General features: G+C 53.2%; 17 protein-coding genes. 15 read left to right on the top strand and 2 right to left on the bottom strand.

What is annotated here, in order from left to right; translation table 11 throughout:
* Positions 1-30 precede the first annotated feature (30 nt).
* Positions 31-1,017: a flagellar basal body P-ring formation chaperone FlgA gene (gene flgA / locus LG297_RS03915; protein WP_404425334.1), complete on the top strand. Its 987-nt coding sequence runs from the start codon at positions 31-33 to the stop codon at positions 1,015-1,017.
* Positions 1,018-1,144: 127 nt separating this feature from the next.
* Positions 1,145-1,918: a flagellar basal body L-ring protein FlgH gene (flgH, locus tag LG297_RS03910; protein ID WP_404425332.1), complete on the top strand. Its 774-nt coding sequence runs from the start codon at positions 1,145-1,147 to the stop codon at positions 1,916-1,918.
* Between the two features lie 250 nt (positions 1,919-2,168).
* Here the strand turns inward: flgH and dksA are convergent, their stop codons facing one another.
* Together dksA and LG297_RS03900 are read right to left on the bottom strand one after the other, a co-directional pair.
* Positions 2,169-2,588, bottom strand: a complete 420-nt coding sequence (gene dksA / locus LG297_RS03905; protein ID WP_007092332.1) for an RNA polymerase-binding protein DksA — start codon at positions 2,586-2,588, stop codon at positions 2,169-2,171.
* Positions 2,589-2,739: 151 nt separating this feature from the next.
* Positions 2,740-3,183, bottom strand: coding sequence for a flagellar assembly protein FliX (locus LG297_RS03900; RefSeq protein ID WP_404425330.1), 444 nt, complete (start codon positions 3,181-3,183; stop codon positions 2,740-2,742).
* A 344-nt stretch (positions 3,184-3,527) separates the two neighbouring features.
* On the opposite strand from LG297_RS03900, the gene LG297_RS03895 reads away from it, so the two are divergent.
* From LG297_RS03895 to LG297_RS03835, 13 genes are all read left to right on the top strand, one after another.
* Positions 3,528-4,670, top strand: a complete 1,143-nt coding sequence (locus tag LG297_RS03895; RefSeq protein ID WP_404425328.1) for a flagellar basal body P-ring protein FlgI — start codon at positions 3,528-3,530, stop codon at positions 4,668-4,670.
* A complete protein-coding gene (locus LG297_RS03890) occupies positions 4,670-5,017 on the top strand; it encodes a rod-binding protein (RefSeq protein ID WP_404425326.1) in 348 nt (115 codons plus the stop codon). Before LG297_RS03895 ends, LG297_RS03890 begins: the two co-directional genes overlap by 1 nt.
* Before the next feature lie 5 nt (positions 5,018-5,022).
* Positions 5,023-5,484: a hypothetical protein gene (locus LG297_RS03885; RefSeq protein WP_404425324.1), complete on the top strand. Its 462-nt coding sequence runs from the start codon at positions 5,023-5,025 to the stop codon at positions 5,482-5,484.
* 17 nt (positions 5,485-5,501) lie between these two features.
* Positions 5,502-7,913: a flagellar hook-associated protein FlgK gene (gene flgK / locus LG297_RS03880; protein ID WP_404425322.1), complete on the top strand. Its 2,412-nt coding sequence runs from the start codon at positions 5,502-5,504 to the stop codon at positions 7,911-7,913.
* A gap of 27 nt (positions 7,914-7,940) precedes the next feature.
* Positions 7,941-9,170, top strand: a complete 1,230-nt coding sequence (locus LG297_RS03875; RefSeq protein WP_404425320.1) for a hypothetical protein — start codon at positions 7,941-7,943, stop codon at positions 9,168-9,170.
* An 80-nt stretch (positions 9,171-9,250) separates the two neighbouring features.
* Entirely contained in the window at positions 9,251-9,727 is a 477-nt protein-coding gene (gene fliW / locus LG297_RS03870; protein WP_404425318.1) for a flagellar assembly protein FliW, read from the top strand.
* A gap of 215 nt (positions 9,728-9,942) precedes the next feature.
* On the top strand, positions 9,943-11,268 hold the full coding sequence (locus tag LG297_RS03865; RefSeq protein WP_404425316.1) for a flagellin: 1,326 nt from the start codon (positions 9,943-9,945) through the stop codon (positions 11,266-11,268).
* Between the two features lie 379 nt (positions 11,269-11,647).
* The gene (locus LG297_RS03860) at positions 11,648-12,970 is read left to right on the top strand and encodes a flagellin (protein WP_404425314.1); all 1,323 of its coding nucleotides are present in this window, start codon (positions 11,648-11,650) and stop codon (positions 12,968-12,970) included.
* An 86-nt stretch (positions 12,971-13,056) separates the two neighbouring features.
* Entirely contained in the window at positions 13,057-13,434 is a 378-nt protein-coding gene (locus LG297_RS03855; RefSeq protein ID WP_404425312.1) for a flagellar protein FlaG, read from the top strand.
* Positions 13,435-13,540: 106 nt separating this feature from the next.
* On the top strand, positions 13,541-15,289 hold the full coding sequence (gene fliD / locus LG297_RS03850; RefSeq protein ID WP_404425310.1) for a flagellar filament capping protein FliD: 1,749 nt from the start codon (positions 13,541-13,543) through the stop codon (positions 15,287-15,289).
* Between the two features lie 57 nt (positions 15,290-15,346).
* Complete coding sequence (gene fliS, locus LG297_RS03845; protein ID WP_404425308.1) at positions 15,347-15,853, top strand: flagellar export chaperone FliS; 507 nt, start codon at positions 15,347-15,349, stop codon at positions 15,851-15,853.
* Positions 15,854-16,053: 200 nt separating this feature from the next.
* Positions 16,054-17,691 carry a flagellar hook-length control protein FliK gene (locus tag LG297_RS03840; protein WP_404425306.1) on the top strand — a complete coding sequence of 546 codons (1,638 nt, stop codon included), beginning with the start codon at positions 16,054-16,056 and terminating at the stop codon, positions 17,689-17,691.
* 21 nt (positions 17,692-17,712) lie between these two features.
* A complete protein-coding gene (locus LG297_RS03835; RefSeq protein ID WP_404425304.1) occupies positions 17,713-18,501 on the top strand; it encodes a flagellar hook assembly protein FlgD in 789 nt (262 codons plus the stop codon).
* Positions 18,502-18,529: the final 28 nt, after the last annotated feature.

Here is an 18,529-nt window from a genome sequence, read left to right as displayed (position 1 = left end):
ATCTATACAGTTCCATGCTATAGTTACACCATGCAGATACAGAAAATATTCCTCGCCCTTATCCTGTTGCTTACGGCTCTCCTGACCGATCAGGCTCAGGGATATGCTCAGTCGTCCTCCGGTTCGCAGACAATCGATACGAATATCTTGTTGCGCCCGGATGCTGTTGTTGAGGGACAATATGTAACTCTCGGGGATATTTTCAGCGGCGTTGATCCTGAACTGGCCGATATTCCGGTCGCTCATGCCCCGCAGCCGGGGCGGCAAACAGTTCTCGATTATCGATGGCTCTACGGGATTGCCCAGCGACAGAAATTGCAGTGGCGACCGCGCACAACAGCGGACCAGATTGTCATCACACGCGCCAGCCAGACTATATCCATGGATGAAATCGCTGACGAGATCCAAAATGCCCTGATCGACCAGGGCATCAAACCGCCTTTCAGTATCGACCTTTCAGGGGAAACCTTCCAGATTCACTTGCCGGTGGATGTCCCGCCTGCAGTCGAAATTACCGGGATCGATATCAATCAGCGCACCAACCGTTTTATTGCCAACGTTACGACCGGTGCCCAGACAGCCCAACAGCGCACTTACCGCATGAGTGGAAGATATTTCCCCTTGGCACAAGTCCCTGTCGTGGTTGAGCCGATCCAGCGTGGCGCAGTCGTTCGTCCCGATCAGGTTGAATATCGCAATATCCGTTCAGAACGGGTTCCGGCCGGCACCATCAACGATATTAACAATGTCATTGGCAAAGAAGCGTTACGCCCGATCAAACCTGACGAACCACTGATGTTTCGTGACTTTTCCAACCCGATCCTTGTCCGGCGCGGTTCACTTGTGATCATCCGGCTGATAACGGAAAATATGTCACTTACCGCGCGTGGCAAGGCACTTGAAGACGGTGCAAAGGGATCGGTCATCCGTGTCATGAACATGTCCAGCAACAAAACCATCCAGGTGGAAGTTGTTGCCGAGAACGAAGTTCGTGCTCTGCCTGCAATGTCGCAGTAATCCTTACACCTCTGGTAATTTTCGTTCAAAGACAAAGGCTTGCCCACCCGGCACGCTTTGCCCTTTACGAAATCGTATTCTGGCACGAGGATTGCGTAAATACCGGCAGGAATCCCAGGAGGAATAAATGCCCGGTAATCATTTCCAGATTTCAATGCGCCGCTTGGCGCTTGTGACCAGCCTGATCGGCGCAGCAGCACTGCTTTCAGGCTGCAACGCGATGAAACGCCTTTCGGAAGTCGGCGAAGCACCAAAGCTGTCGGCAATAGATAACCCGACCCAGGCAGAAGCCTATCGCCCGGTCAGCCTGCCAATGCCCGCCCCGCAAGTTGCGGAACGCAATCCCAACTCGCTGTGGCGTTCCGGGGCACGCTCGTTCTTCAAGGATCAGCGCGCCAGTCAGGTAGGCGATATCCTGACAGTCGTTGTTGACATGCAAGATAGTGCCGCACTGGCCAATACCACCCAACGATCCCGCACCAACAGCGAAGACCTCGCTGTGCCGAACCTGTTCGGACTGGAATCGGAATTCACCAAGGTATTGCCCGAAACCATCAACCCGTCTTCCATGTTTGATATGGATAGTGCCACATCAAACCGGGGCAGCGGGTCGCTTGATCGTAACGAAGCCATCGATTTGCGGGTCGCGGCGATCGTGATCCAGATATTGCCAAATGGTAACTATGTGATTCATGGCCGTCAGGAAATCCGGGTAAACAGCGAAGTCAGGGAAGTGCAGATCGCTGGCGTCATCCGCGCGGCCGATATCACTTCGGCTAACGAAGTCGGATATGACAAGATCGCCGAAGCCCGGATTTCCTATGGCGGCCGCGGCACGATCTCTGACGTGCAGCAACCCCGCTATGGCAGCGAGATCATGGATGTAATCCTGCCCTTCTGATCGAAAATGCACACCTGCCCTTTCCGGGATTCCGACAGGTGGTTGTCATTTATCAAAAACCGGCCCTTTGTCTGGCCGGTTTTTTGTTTTTCCCGAAATCTTTAATTCGGCATAAAAAAGGCCCGGTCGCAGATAGCAACCGGGCCTTGATTTTGGTTATCCCTAACCAGTATTCCCCCACAGAGCCTTGGCTTTTGCCATTTGGCCGGATCGATGCTTACTACACGATCCTTATTCATTCCCGACGCGATCAGTCGTCGCGGCGAGTGCGCTCCATCCGTTCGTGGCGTTCCTGGGCTTCAATGCTCAGGGTCGCAATCGGACGTGCTTCAAGTCTTTTCAGGCTGATCGGCTCGTCGGTTTCTTCACAGTAACCATATGATCCGTCTTCAATTCGACGCAAAGCAGCATCAATTTTTGAAATCAGCTTACGCGCCCTGTCACGGGTGCGAAGTTCCAGTGCCCGATCTGTTTCGGCCGATGCACGGTCGGTCAGATCCGGTTCCTGAAGTCCCCCGCCATCCTGCAGGCTCGCTAATGTTTCCGAAGATTCTTGCAGCAATTCAGCCCGCCAGGCCAAAAGCTTCTGCCGGAAATATTCCCGCTGGCGCGGGTTCATGAACTCTTCGTCCTCAGCGGGACGATAGTCTGGTGGTAGCGTGATAGTCATGTACGCCCTCTATACAGGACTCATCGAACGCGCGGCAATATAGAGGGCGCGCGCAATGGGTGCAAGCTGATTGAACAAATAATTCTGAATTAGCCTGAAAGCCTTCATAACCTTGGGTTTCACAACCAAAGTCATTATCGAAACCTCGAATTCAGGCCAGTCCCGAAACTTCAAGCTTTGCCAGTTCGACCTGCGCACGCAGATCAATCTCGTCAAGCACCGACGAAAGGGCAGGATCGGAAATATTTTCGCGCTGCTGATCCAGCAACGCGACAAGCTGGTGCAAACGCGTAGCTGGCATGGAACCGCTCAGCAAGGCATCTCGCACCCCTTCAAGCTGCTCAAGAAGGCTTTCCGCTCGTAAAAGAGCATGTTTTTCAGGAGAATCGAGGGCATCGCCGCTCTGTTGCAATGCCAGCAGGGCATCAAGCGCACTGACAGTTCCCGCGCTATGGACACCTCCTGCACCGCTTGCCCCGCCCGCGGAATCGAGCGAACGAATGGCATCGGCAAATCCGCCCCCACCGGTGCTGCCGGATGACTTCTTTCGCGCCGTACTGTTTGCACCTGTCGCCTTGGAACCGCTAACCTTCATTTTTCACTTCCGCCTGCTGTGGTAAGCTTTCCGAACTGCCCGGCACAAGCTGGCCGAAACGGGCCCGCCAGATTTCCGGGGCGACCCACCCTGCCCGATGGCACTGATTAAGATGGCCGAGTCTCGCCCAAACCGGGAATTGGTGCAACGGGAAAAAAATGCCGGGTCGGCACACTACCTTTGCGGCACGGGCTCTTTGACTGTTGAAAACATACCGGCTTTCCAGCAACCACGCCTGCCAAAGATACAAAGCCGCAGGTTTCTGCCATTTGGCACGATTTTCGCAGAAGTGGTTTCGTATTGTGTTGGATGGCTTGACCGTCCCCGAAAGCGGAATAAAGAATATGATCAAAGGTCTAGGCAAATATGGAGTGAAGGCAGCAGCACTTGTCATGCTGGGCATGATTGTCCTGACACAGGCTGCACCCGCGAATGCCCAGTCACGCATCAAGGATATCGCTGATTTCGAAGGCGTTCGTGACAACATGCTGGTCGGCTATGGCCTTGTTGTTGGCCTGAACGGCTCGGGCGATGATCTTGACGATGCCGACTTCACACGCCAAAGCCTTGTCGCCATGCTGGAACGCTTGGGCATAAATGTCCGCGATCAGATTGGCGATCTTGATTCCGATAATATCGCAGCAGTCATGGTGACCGCCACTCTGCCACCCTTCTCGCGTCAGGGCTCGCGCCTTGATGTCTCGATCAGTGCAATCGGCACTGCCGAAAGCCTTCAGGGTGGTACACTTCTGGTAACTCCGATGGTTGGTGCGGACGGTGAAGTTTACGCCGTGGCCCAGGGCAACCTTGCCGTTGGCGGCTTCTCTGCCGCGGGCAATGCCCAGACAGTGGTCAAGGGTGTTCCGACATCCGCGCGCATCGCCAATGGCGGTATCGTTGAACGCGAAATCGATTTTAACCTGAACTCCATGCAGGATATGTCCGTTGTTTTGCGCAACCCGGACTTCACAACAGCAAGACGTATTGCCGAGGCGGTCAATGCCTATATCGGCGAAGTTGTGGCTCGTCCGAGCGACCCGGGCACGGTTCGCATAAACATTCCCGAACGTTACAATCAGGATGTTGTCGCCCTGCTGACCGATATTGAACAACTTCGGGTCGAACCCGATCAGATCGCGCGTGTTGTTATTGACGAAAATACCGGCACGATCGTGATGGGTGAAAATGTCCGCATCAACCGTGTCGCAATCGCCCAGGGCAACCTGACGATCCGCGTAACCGAAACACCGCAGGTTTCGCAACCTTCACCCTTCTCGCAAACCGGCGATACCGAAGTCGTCGACCGTACCGATATCGAGATTGACGAAGGCGAAGGCAATCAGCTTGGCGTTCTTAGCAGTGGCGTCAGCCTGCAGGAACTCGTCAATGGGCTGAACAGCCTTGGCGTTGGACCGCGTGACATGATCACCATCCTTCAGGCGATCAAAACATCCGGTGCGCTTCAGGCCGAAATCGAGGTGATGTAATGATGATCGACAGCACCAACGCCCTGATGGCGCAAGCCCAGGCCTCTGCTCAGTATGGTACCCAGAACACGGTGACAAACCGCGCAAGCCAGTTGACGGACGGACATATCAAAACCGAGGCCGGGGCCCGCAAAGCCGGCGAAGAATTTGAATCGATGTTTCTCGGCCAGATGCTGAGCCACATGTTCGCAGGCATTGAAACCAACGAAATGTTTGGCGGCGGTCACGGCGAAACCATGATGCGGTCCCTGCTGGTTGATGAATACGCCAAAGAAATGACCCGCGCAGGTGGCATCGGAATTGCAGATGCCGTTACACGCGAAATCCTAAAGGTGCAGGAAGGATAATGACCATGACCACCGAACAGATGGTTATCGAGCTTAAAAGCGTCACTTATGACCTGATTTCCCTGCTGGAGCGTGAAACCCAGGGACTGCGCAAGCTCGAAATTGCCGAGTACGAGCAGTTCGTGTCGGAAAAATCTGCCCTGTCGATGCAGTATGAACAGCTGGTCGTCAAGTTGCGCGCACGCGGTTCCGAGCTGCGCCAACTGGCCGAGAATGACAAGGCCGAGCTTCGCGACCTCCAGGCCGAATTCCAGCAGGCGGCACGCCGCAATATGACGGCCCTTCAGGCGGCCAAAGCCACCAACGAACGCATGGTCAATGCCATCGTGCGCGCGGTGAATGACAAGGCCAAGGAAGACTGCACGACCTACAACCGTTCCGGCCAGACCGGCAAGGCATCCATCGGCGGTTATGGCCGCCCGACCAGCAAACCCGGCACATCTTACAGCGTTAACGAAACGCTCTAGGGGTAAAGGCAAAGACCATGTCACTGACCCAGGCACTCAATAGCGCAATTTCCGGCCTCAATACCGCACAGGCCCGTATTTCCATCACGTCATCGAACATCTCGAACGTGAATACCCCCGGCTATTCCAAAAAGATTGCCGGGCAGGAAACTTTGATACTCGATGGCGTCGGTGTCGGCTCACAGATTGGTGACATTTACCGCAACGTCAATGAAGGCCTTGTACGTGAAATGCGCGGCGAGCTTGGTAAAGCCGGTCGTGAAGAAGTGCGCTTCGAGTTCTTTCAGCGCATCCAGACCCTGTTTGGCACGCCGCAATCAGATGCCGCAATCAGTCAGCGCATCAGCGACATGGCCGATGCCTTCGAGCAACTGGGCAATACGCCAGAACAAAATTCGCCAAAGGTAGAAGTCATCGAAAGTGCTATCCAGGTCATGGATTCTTTCGAAAACCTGTCGCGACAGATCCAGGATATGCGCGATGACATCGACAAGAACATTGCCGATGAGGTCGAACGCGCAAATGCACTTCTGAATGAAATTGCCGAACTCAATACCGACGTCGTACGTCAGAGAAACCTTGATCAACCGACGACAGAGCTTGAGGACCAGCGCGACCAGAAAATTAACGAACTGTCCAAAATCATGAACGTCACCACCTATAATCGCGGTGACGGATCCATGGTCCTGTTTACAGCCGGGGGCAACCGGACCCTGTTGGACAGAACACCGGCCACCCTTGCCTTTTCCCCGACGGCCGGCTTTGAACCCGGCACGGGCGGATCGGGCATCACGCTGGATGGAGAGGATATCACCGATATCATGCAGACCGGTACGATCAAGGGTCTGCTTGAAATGCGTGATCAGGAATTGCCGCGCCTGAATGATCAGATCAACGAACTGGCCGGTGAATTACGCGATGCCATCAACGAAGAACACAACAAGGGTACGGCTTTTCCCCCGCCGACCAACCTGTCGGGCAACCGCATGGTCGCGGGATCGGACCCGCTGACTGCATCCGGTACATTTCGGATCGCGGCATTAACTGCCAATGGTGAATTATCTGCAGACGACAGTTGGGCCGACATCACCTTGCCAACAGTCCCTGCGACAGTGCAGGGACTTATTGATGAGATCAACGCATCCGATGCGGGTGGCTACCTGACTGCATCGCTGGTTGATGGCCAGATGGTCATAGAGGGCATCGATGGCAGCCGCATTTCAATCAATGAAATGACCAGCGCCATCACCACCAGCGACGGTCGCGAACAGGGATTTTCCCACTATTTCGGCCTGAACGACTTTGTTGCCACGACAAAACGCTCCGATACCATGACGTCGTCCCCGCTGGACAGTGCGACCGAAGCGTTGAACGTCACGGCGAACTCAATGGTAATCAGTGCCGGTAGCGGTGTTCTGACAACACCGGGTATTACCGTCAACTATGCGGCAACCGACAGCCTCACCGATGTGCGCGATGCCATCCGCACCGCCCTGGAGGGGGCCGGCATGACGGCAGAAGATGCCGCCGAAATGGCATATATTGTCGACGACGGTGATCGTTCTCGTCTGGTACTCAGCTACACGGCGAACATGACAATCACCGATAATGGCGATATGGCGGAAACAATCGGCATGACAGAAGACATGCCGACACTGGCTGGCAACATGGATGTTGACAGTGCGATCAAAAACGATCCGGCACGCATCGTGCGCGGACAGATGAATGCCGATGTCTATGAAACCGCGAATGCCGTTGTCGATTCTTCGGCAGCAATCCCCAATCTCGGCCCACTGGTACCGCCGCCGCTAAACTATACCCTGACTGTCAGCGGCCCGTTTTCCGACGTGGATATCGATTATGACAGTGGTTCGTCACTGGATGATATTGCAAACGCCATCAATAACAGCGCTATCCTGTCCGACAATAATATCACGGCCGAAGTTATCTATGACAGCAGCATCGGCGGTTATAAATTGCAGGTAACCGATGCCGATGGCGACCCGTTCTTTTTCCAGGATAGCGGCCTTCCTGCGGCAGACAGCCTGACAAGTGTTCTGGGGTTGGGTATCAATTACGGTGTCCATGAAGGTGACAATAGTGCTGCTCTTGCCCTTAGCAACACGTTCGAACGCACCGATATCAATTTCGAATCTGCGGGCGGTCTCTCTGCCGAACGGACGTCACTGACCGATTTTGCCGCCGGAATTATTGCCACTTCTGCGACCAAGGCTTCGGTCGCTGCAAGCAACTACGAGTTCCAGTCCTCTCTGGTAGAGGATCTCGATACCCGTATCCAGAACGAGGCCGGGGTCAACCTTGACGAAGAAATGTCCGATTTGATTATTTTCCAGCGTGCTTACAGCGCATCCGCACGGGTTATTTCGACCGTGGATGAATTGTTTGATACGCTGTTGAATGCGGTCTAAACTGCCGCATAAAATGGAGACGGTAAGATGGTAACGCGCGTTGCAACTTACACAAGCCACACATTGCTTTCGAACCTGGCGTTGAAAAACGCGTCAAAGGTCGCCGATTTGAATACCCAAGCGTCGAGCGGTTATAAATCGCGCGAATATTCGGGTATTGCGGAAAGCACTCAGCGTTTGCTGAATCTCGAAGCGGAATATACCCGCACCGAGCAATATCTTCGCAACACGACCCAGGCCAAACTGCGTCTGCAATCGATGGAAACAGCCGTCGATGAAATGACTTCTATTGCCGTCAAGATGAAATCCCTGCTGATCCAGGCGCTCAGTGCAGAGCAATCCGACGATGTCAATCTTGACAACGAAGCCTCTCAGGCAATGCAACAGATTGCCGGTCTGCTCAACACCAATCTGGATGGACGCTTTCTCTTTGCAGGTGGGCGATCCGACCAACCAGCAGTCGATATCGAAAAAATCTATCCTGCCGATAACTATGCCAGCGGCGACACAGCGATCAGTGCAACCGATACGCTTGCCTCGCTGGGAGTTACCGACGGCACGATCGAAATTGTCAGTTCCGATAGCGATGGCAATACGGTTACGACAAATATCAACTATGCCCCGGTGGCAACAACGACCATTGGCGACTTGGTTGATGCCATTAACGGCAATACCGCAAATGGTGCGACGTCAAGCATCCGCCCGATTTCTTCTGGTGGATCGCCCCGGCTGAATATCGAAAATGTCGGTAACGGCTCGATTACACTTAACGAAACTGGTGGCGGCAACATACTGGAAGCCCTTGGACTGACCAAAATTCCGAATCCGCGAAACGATACGGCCTACTATGCCGGTGACCAGCAGGTTCTGAATACCCGCGTCGACAAGGATTACGATATTTCATACGGGATTCTTGCTGACGCCCCCGCATTCCAAAGCCTCATTCAGGGGCTGGGCATTGCCGCAGGTACAACCGATCAGGAAGCACTCGGCCAGGCACTTGATCATATCAATGATGCGATCGAAAACCTGCCCAATGTCCAGGGTGAAATCGGTCTCGATATTGCCAATCTTGAACGCTTCGAAAGCAACCATGCCGATTTCAAGGTTTTCGCGAGTCAGGCCATTGCGGATATCGAAGGTGTTGATATTCCGCTCACCCTTGTCGAACTGGCCCAGTACGAGACCGCTTTAAACGCGAGCTTCATGACGATCTCCCGTTCATCCGACCTAAGTCTGGTAAACTATCTGAGATAATTTGCGAAAAGCCTTCTTGTATTCAGCCTTTCAAAGGCACACACATACCATTAATTAACCCTCAGCGCGCCGGAGTTAGAATGCCAATGGACCCCGAAAAGGCCACCGACAAGACCGTACCCGAGTCCGTGGTTGTTGAAACCCGGTTTGGCAATATCGAGTTTAGCTGGGACAAGGGCATCTATATGCCGATTGGCCTTCTGGGCTTTCCTGACCATCACGTCTTTGGTCTGGCGAACATTCCCAATACCAACCTTGACCAGTTCAAGCTTTACCAAAGCCTGACTGATGCAAATCTGTCGTTTATCGTGGCGCCGTACAATATGGATAGCCAGATGATTGATCAAAAGGACATTGATCTTGCGCTGTCCAGCCTCGCGATTGAGGCAAAAAATCTGGCGATTCTGATGGTTGTCACGGTACGCAGTGCGCCGGATGGCAAAGGCATCACCATGTCGACCAATCTGCGGGCACCGGTATTCATCGACACCGAACGCCAGATTGCCTGGCAGCACATTATCCCTAACGACAAATATTCCGTTCAGCACGACCTTTAAAACCGGAAGTTGCCCACCCGCCCGGCAGATCTTGCCGGGCAATCTTTTATTTCCCGCCGAATCACAGCCTGAAACTGGCACGCTCGTTGCTTAATACTTGGTATTCAGGCTCTCGAGCATACGAAACACACGATATCCGTGATGGGACACGGGCTTCGAGAGCATTTTTTCAGACTACACAGGCTCCGATGGGGCCATCCATGTAGGAGGGAAGTATGGCTCTTAATATTATCTCGAACTATGCGGCAAACGTTGCACACCGCAACTTGCAAGAATCCGACACCATGGCGACCCGGTCGCTTTCAAAACTGTCGTCGGGTACCCGTGTTGTTTCGGCCCGCGATGATGCCGCTTCGATGGCCATCGGTGCCCGTCTGAACGCAACCACCCAGGCCCTTAAAACAGCAACCGTCAACGTTGGCCAGGCCAATTCGATGCTGCAGATTGCCGATGGTGCGATGGCAACCATTGATGATGTCCTCGTTCGCATGAAAACGCTGGCGACGCAGGCAGCCTCCGGCAACCTGTCAGATACCGAACGCGGCTTCCTCGACGATGAATTCCAGCTTCTGAAAGACGAGATTGATCGTATCGCATCATCAACCAACTTCAACGGCGTTCAATTGCTTGGCGATGGTGGCGATGTGGACATCAACTTCCAGAACATTCTGGATGGTGGCGCTGGTGACGGTCTTGCTTCTGACGCAACCGATCTCAGCAATGCCAATGGTTTCTCGGGCTTTGCGATCACCGATAACAACTTCTGGGCTCAAAACTTCTCCGGCACGCTGGATGTGGATGGTAACCCTGTCGTCACGGATAACAGCTTTGCTGTTGACATTGCCGCTGGCCCCGGCAACTCGGTTATTATGACCGTTTCGGCAACGGTTGATGATGATGGCGGTCCGACCACTTACACCCAAAGCATTGATCTCACCAGCTATCAGACCGGTGGTGCCAATGAAGTTGGCGTTGGTGAACAGGCATCACTCAACTTTGATGAAGTTGGTCTGTCGATCACAATCAATGCCGGTCTGACGGCTACCGTTGACGCCGCTGTTGGTGGTGCTGACTGGGGCGCTGCAAACGGTGAAAACACAACCGTCACCATGCTTTCAGACAATGGTCAGGCCTTCCAGGCCGATGTCAATTTCCAGATCGGCGCAAATAACACTGCTGCCGACCGTCTTTCGGTTAGCCTGACGCGGGTGGACCTTGATACTCTTGATCTCGCGAATACAGTAATTGGCGATCAGGCAGGAGCACAGGCAGGTATCGAAAGTGTTAACTCTGCAATTGATACCCTGCAGGCTGCCCGTGCGTCGATCGGTACGTTCCAGAACCGTCTCGACTTTGCCGGTCAGAACCTGTCAACCACAACGGAAAATACCGAATCTGCCCGGTCCGTTCTGCTCGACCTTGATGTCGCGTCTGAAATGACCAACTTCACCTCGAAGCAGATTCTGGTGCAGTCCGGTGTCGCCATGCTGGCACAGGCAAACCAGATGCCGCAGAACCTGCTGCGTCTGCTGCAGCAGTAACATCTGCACGGCAATCTACCACCCGCAAAAGGTGCGACCTTTTCAAAGGCGCACCTTTTTCTTTGGTAAAATTCAGGTATTTTCGATTCGAATCGATTCGCGCTTTTCAGCGATTTCTGAGCGTAAACGCTATTATCACAGCGCAAAAACAACTTCAAATATTCAAAGTATCGACAGTATAGTTAATCTATCGCTTTGATTTAAAACATGTTTCTATCATTCAACAAACTACTGGACATACACATCATCCATAGGTATATTTCGTCGTACAAAGTTTTGCTTTTGGTGATCAGGAAGAACATTAAAAGCATATCTGGCAATGTTGCCAGGTTCCAGAACGGCACGACGCCGTTTGAGCTATCCATGTAGGAGATATAAAATGGCTCTCAATATTATTTCCAACTATGCTGCCAACGTTGCACACCGTAACCTGACCAACTCGGACGAGATGGCAACCCGTTCCCTGTCGAAACTGTCGTCGGGTACCCGTGTTGTTTCGGCCCGCGATGATGCCGCTTCGATGGCCATCGGTGCCCGTCTGAACGCAACCACCCAGGCCCTTAAAACAGCAACCGTCAACGTTGGTCAGGCCAACGCGATGCTGCAGATTGCCGATGGCTCGATGGCAACGGTTGATGACGTTCTCGTTCGTATGAAAACGCTGGCGACGCAGGCTGCTTCCGGCAACCTGTCGGATACCGAGCGCGGCTTCCTTGACGATGAATTCCAGCTTCTGAAAGACGAGATTGACCGCGTTTCATCCTCGACCAACTTCAACGGCATTCAGTTGCTTGGCGACGGTGGCGATGTGGACATCAACTTCCAGAACATTCTGGATGGTGGCGCTGGTGACGGTCTTGCTTCTGACGCAACCGATCTCAGCAATGCCAATGGTTTCTCGGGCTTTGCGATCACCGATAACAACTTCTGGGCTCAAAACTTCTCCGGCACGCTGGATGTGGATGGTAACCCTGTCGTCACGGATAACAGCTTTGCTGTTGACATTACCGCTGGCCCCGGCAACTCGGTTATTATGACTGTTTCGGCAACGGTTGATGATGATGGCGGTCCGACCACCTATACCCAGAGCATCGATATCACCAGCTATCAGACTGACGGTGCCAACGAAGTTGGCGTTGGCGAACAGGCATCACTCAACTTTGATGAAGTTGGTCTGTCGATCTCGATCAACTCCGGTCTGACGGCTACCGTTGACGCCGCTGTTGGTGGCGCTGACTGGGGTGCTGCAAACGGTGAAAACGCAACCGTTACGATGCTTTCCGATAGCGGACAGGCCTTCCAGGCCGATGTCAATTTCCAGATTGGTTCGAACAACACTGCTGCCGACCGTCTTTCGGTAACGCTGAGCCGTGTTGACCTGACCAGCCTTGGCATTGATGCCGACGCTATCAGCACTCAGGCCGGTGCACAGACTGCAATCGAAAACGTCAACTCGGCGATCGATACCCTGCAGGCTGCCCGTGCATCGATCGGTACGTTCCAGAACCGTCTCGACTTCGCTGGCCAGAACCTGGCAACCACCCAGGAAAACACCGAATCTGCCCGGTCCGTTCTGCTCGACCTTGATGTCGCGTCTGAAATGACCAACTTCACCTCGAAGCAGATCCTTGTGCAGTCCGGTGTCGCCATGCTGGCACAGGCAAACCAGATGCCGCAGAACCTGCTGCGTCTGCTGCAGTAATCCGGATATCCGAGGAAGGATGGGAGTTAACCTCCCATCCTTCATCCGGATTATCCTTTGCCGCACAGGTGGCATAGGAGGGTCAGATGGAAATCGTAATCGGCGCATATCAATCCCAGCGTTCCTCCGGCTCTTCGTCGGGTTCTGCTCTTTCTGCGTCACACAATGCGACGGGCCAATCTGCATCAGCAAAAAGTGCGGCCAAATCTTCTGACGCAAATCATCCTCAGGCCGATGCGGGGAACAGACTTCAACAGGCACTGGCCAAGCTCGACATTCCCGAGCTGTCCGACCAGAATTCGCGTATCGAACTGAACTTCAATCAGGATACCGGTCGGGTTATCGCCAAGGTTACGGATCGTCACAGCGGCGAAGTTCTTCGGGAAATTCCGTCCAAGGAACTGCAACATCTTTTCGCGCAAATTCGCGAATATCTTGGCAGTGTCGTGGACGAAGCAATCTGATTTAGCATTTGGGCCTTGCGGAAAAGGCACGCTTCTTGCGTAAAAGATCGTGTACAGGCAAGACGTGTAAAAGTTGCCGACCGACGAAGCCCAGGGAGCAAGACAAATGAGCGGCGTGAACCTTAACAATATCTATGTCGGAGAAAACGGTCGAATTCAGCTTTCGGGCGGTTCATCGAACATCGATTTTGTCGATGTTGTCGACAAAATGATTGCGGCACGTCGCATACCCGCAGATTCCCTTGAAAAACGCGTCGAAGCCAACGACGAAAAACTCACCGCGCTAAAAGAATTGCAGACCCTTGTCGGCACGCTCAAGGATGCGATGGCCAACCTTTACGGGGCCACAAGCTTCGATAAATCGAAAAACATCTTCGAAGCCAAACAGATTTTTGCATCCGCCTCGAACGGCTCCGGTACGTCCTCCCCCGTCGGACAATTGATGGGCGTAACGGCCAAAAATGCAGCGGCGGCTGGTACTTATAGTTTCGAGATCAGTCAGGTCGCATCAAAGCACAAGATCGCCAGCAACACCCAGGCCGTGAACCCGACCGACGATGCGCCTGTTGGCGCAGGAACTTTCAATATCTCAACCGCAACCGGGGATGCCGATATCACGGTTGCTGCCGATGACTCGCTGCTTGATATCCGCGATAAAATTAACGCGGTGACATCGAATACCGGCGTTCAGGCATCGGTTGTCAAAGTTGCCGATGGTCAGTCTACGCTGATCTTCACCTCGACCGCAGAAGGCGAAGACAACCGTATGACCCTGACCGATGTCAGCGGTACGGTACTCACCGATCTTGGCGCAAATGAAATTGATCAGGGTAACAATGCCGAGTTTACCCTTGATGGTATTGCGGTTTCGCGGTCATCAAACGAAATTTCCGATCTGATTGATGGACTGAGCATCAGCCTTTATGACGCCGAACCGGGCACAACAATCAAGATCGAAGTCGAACAGGACCTTAACCAGGCCAAATCCGCCATTGTCGGATTTGTCGAGGCCTATAACGCTGTTCAGACATTTGTAAACGAAAAGACGTTCGTTGATCCGATAACCGGGGAAAAATCCGAAGATGCCATTTTGCTTGGCAATTCGGCTGTCAAGAATATCGAATCGTCCCTGCAACAGATTGCCGGTTCGTTTGCCAAAAACGTTACCGATCGCGCCGGCGAGACAGATTATTCTGTTCTGGCCGAGATTGGTATCGACTTCGTTCCTTATGGTACATCTGAAGATCCGCTGTTGAATAAAACGCTGGAGCTTGATGAAACCAAGCTTGATGAGGCGCTTCTCAATGAATCGACCGAAGTCATGGAGTTATTCAACTTCCAGGCAAAAACGGATAACGCCAACCTGACCATGACCGGCTTTAACGGTAAAACCGAAGGCGGTCAGTATGATTTTACCATTGATGCATCTGGCGGCGTCATCAACAGCGTAACCTATGACATTACGGTCGATGGTGTTACCACCAGCGGAAAAAATGCAACTGTGTCGGGCAACACTATTACAACCGCGGACGGGTTGCGCCTGATTTACAGCGGCGACGGAACTGCTGTTGAAAACGCAACGATAAATACCAGTGTCGGTCTCGGCACCCAGTTTTATTTTGAACTTGATAGCTTCCTTGACGAAGATGAAGGCGTTCTTTCACAGGAAATCGAGTCCATTGAAACACAGAATGCATCCTATCAGGACAAGGTTGATCGCATTGACGAACGCCTTGTGCGGCAGCGCGAAAATCTGATGGATCGCTTCATTTCAATGGAAGCGGCCCTTGCCAGAATGAAAAATATCCAGAGTTCTCTCGATGAATTGATGGCCGCAGGCAAAGATAATAATTAACATTTTACACTCATACATGCACACTGACAGGACGCCTAGCAGACCAAGGAGTGTAGCGTGAACGAGCATGCAGCACACATATACAGAAACCAGCAAGTCAATACAGCCTCGCCGGCCAAGATGGTCTTCATGCTGTACGAAAAGACGCTATCCTGCTTGCAGGAGGCCCTGCGAGCAATTGATGCCAGGGATATCCAAAGCCGCTGCAACGCCAATTGTCGTGCTATTGACCTGATTGCCCATCTTTCCAATACGCTTGATATGGATCAGGGTGGCGAAATCGCGACCAATCTGGAACGGCTTTATACCCATTGCATGCTGCGGTTAATGGATGTTGATCGCCATAATGATCCCCAGGCCGCACTTGATGTTATCAAGCTTTTAACACCTCTTCGCGATTCTTGGGCAACCCTTGCCGAAAGAAGTGAAAACGAAATGCGGCAGGCAATCCTTGCGGCACAACAGAGCCAACAGCCTCGTGCGCAATCTTATCCGCAATCAGATCGACAAGACACGAAAGACGAGGAACAACGTCCCAAATCCGGTCTTTCGATTTCTGCCTGAACCATCAGTTGGCAAGACCAAAGCTCCCGCCTTTTCTGACGGGAGCTTTTTTCATGCTGTATCGGCATGAAAGGCCCGGCAAAAAATGCCTTTGCCTGCAACCGGCGATTAAGTTGCTGATTCTTTATACGAATTCCTGACATTCAAAACTGGCCCGCCTTTTGCAGATGTTCTGGCACTGTTTTAAGAAGGACCACGTCATGAACAGCTCTGCGATTATCAGATCGGCATCACCAACCATATCCATTCCGGGCCAGACCGGGTCTGTCAGCAGCGATGTGTCCTTTGGCGACGTCATGGATCAGGTCACAGACAGTTGGGCAGAACGCAACGCCCAAATTCGTCATGACGCGGCAAAAACTGCCCAGACACAAATCCGTGAAGACATTGACGCGAAACGTAGCGACAATTCCGCACGCGACGATTATCGAAAACCCGAAGTCAATCGAGCCGACGGTTTGACGAATGATGATAATCGCGAACATTATGATGATGTCGACACACATCGCCCGCGCGAAGAAACAAACACCACCGAAAATTCGAAACCGGAAGACATTGACCATGATCTTGCCGAAACCGGCAATCATGACCGCGACAATGTAACCGAACACGAAACCGCCGAAACGGATACGCCGCCGAAATCATCCAAACCCGCCGATGAAACACCGGAAACGGCTTTGAATGTGACCCCAGCAACTGGCGAAACCATTCCGGCAGAAAATACTACTGCGCAACCATCCGACCCTGTAGTTGATCCGAATATGGCCGCTATCCCGGCAGTATCCCCGGCAACAGTACAGGTTACGGATCAAAATGCTGTCCAGACTGCAGGAACCAACATCCCGGCCTCTTCCACTCAGTCCGGGAATGGCGCGCAGATCCCGGCTCAAAGTGGAAATGTCGAAGGAACAACCGACGGCCTTATGAGCTCCACTGCCCTCTCCCAACCGGCGGCGGGTGCAGCGGCAAAATCGGCATTGAACGGTATTGACGGCAGCACCGAAATCGCCAGGGATAATGACAGTTTCCTCTCGAAAATCGTCGACGCCATGAGTGGTGAACGCACCGTTAAATCGGGTAGCGAAGCCGCACAGGCTACGAACGGTAACAACACTGCGAATGCCAATTCAGGTGCTGGCACCCAGACTGCAGCGAATGCCACCCCTGCAAACACAACCGGTCAGGCGGCCCAACAGGCCATGGCCGGTGCAGCCAATCTGCAGAACATGCCGCCAGTTGCCCAGCCCCAAACAGCAACCACCAGCAATGCAACCTCCACCGTCAGCGCAACCGGCGCGACCGATGGCACAGTACAGGCTGGCAATGGTCAGCTTTCAGGCAACAGCAACTTGACCCAGGGCAATGCCTCCGGCCAGGCCGCGCATACAGCACGCAGTGCCCCGGCGCAGCAGGTTCAGCAGCAAGTCGCAGTTCATATTCGCAATGCCGCCAGCGATGGCGTGGAGAAAATTTCGGTTCAGCTTCGCCCCGAGCATCTCGGTCGGGTAGACGTGAAACTGGAAATCAGCCATGACGGCCGCGTGCAAGGAGTCATTCAGGCAGATACCCGTGAAACGCTTGATATGCTGCGCCAGGACTCACGCGCTTTGCAACAGGCACTCAAGGATGCAGGCCTGAATGCAGACAGTCAAAGCTTCACCTTCGAACATCGAAACGAAGGCGGCCAAAGCCAGGAAGGCAACGGCCAATCCCGCATGGCAAACAATTCCGGCAGCACGCCTGATGAAGGCGATGTCATGTCTGGTGCCGAACTCGCAGAACATGTTGCCATCGGCTACGGGATCAATCCCAACGGCCTCGTCGATATCCGGATTTAGGAAAGGTAGGGGAACAAAATCATGACCATTTCTTCAACTACCAATGTTAATGTCGCAGGAAGCAACACGAACGCGGCATCAAGCAATTCGGCAAGCCAGCTGGCACAGAACTTCGACACGTTCCTGACATTGCTGACCACCCAGCTCAAGAATCAGGATCCGACTTCGCCGATGGAAAGTGACAAATTCACCGACCAGCTGAGCCAGTTCGCCCAGGTCGAGCAAGGGATCCAGAGCAACAAGAACCTTGAGAACCTGCTTGCGATGCAAAGCCAGCAACGTCAGCTTTCCGCCCTGTCCTATGTCGGGGCAGAGATTGAAGCGGTTGGCGACACCAACTGGCTCGATGAAGGTGGCGAGCTCAAATACAAATACAACATCTCCCCCGAAGTCCCGCGTCTGCAATTGCAGATACAGGATCAGAGCGGCAAGACAATATATTCCGAAGAACTTACCGAAGTTTCCGGCCTTCAGGACTTTACCTGGGATGGCAAGAATAATAGCGGCGTCGCACAGGCTGAGGGTGCCTATACCCTCGTGCTCAAACCGATGGCTGCCAACGGTGACACCTTCAAGGATGAAAAAGGCAAACCCGCCTCAATGGCGATTGGCATCATTGGCAATGTCGACAGTGTCGATATTGGTGATGACGATATTTATCTGCGTATCGGTGACGTTTCCGTACCGTTCGCCACCCTGACGAACGTCAAGCTTGGTGCGAATGGAACGGATACCTCCAACGGTGGTGACACCGGTGGCTCCGATGGCGACGACTCCTCCGGAAATGACGAACAGGACGAAGCAGCCTGAAGGCTCTCATCCGGATTTTGATCAACAC

This window comes from Thalassospira australica, from assembly GCF_044790785.1.
GTDB lineage: Bacteria > Pseudomonadota > Alphaproteobacteria > Rhodospirillales > Thalassospiraceae > Thalassospira > Thalassospira australica_A.
The sequence above is the reverse complement of the archived record's forward strand: the minus strand, read 5'-3'. Positions and strand labels throughout refer to the sequence as shown.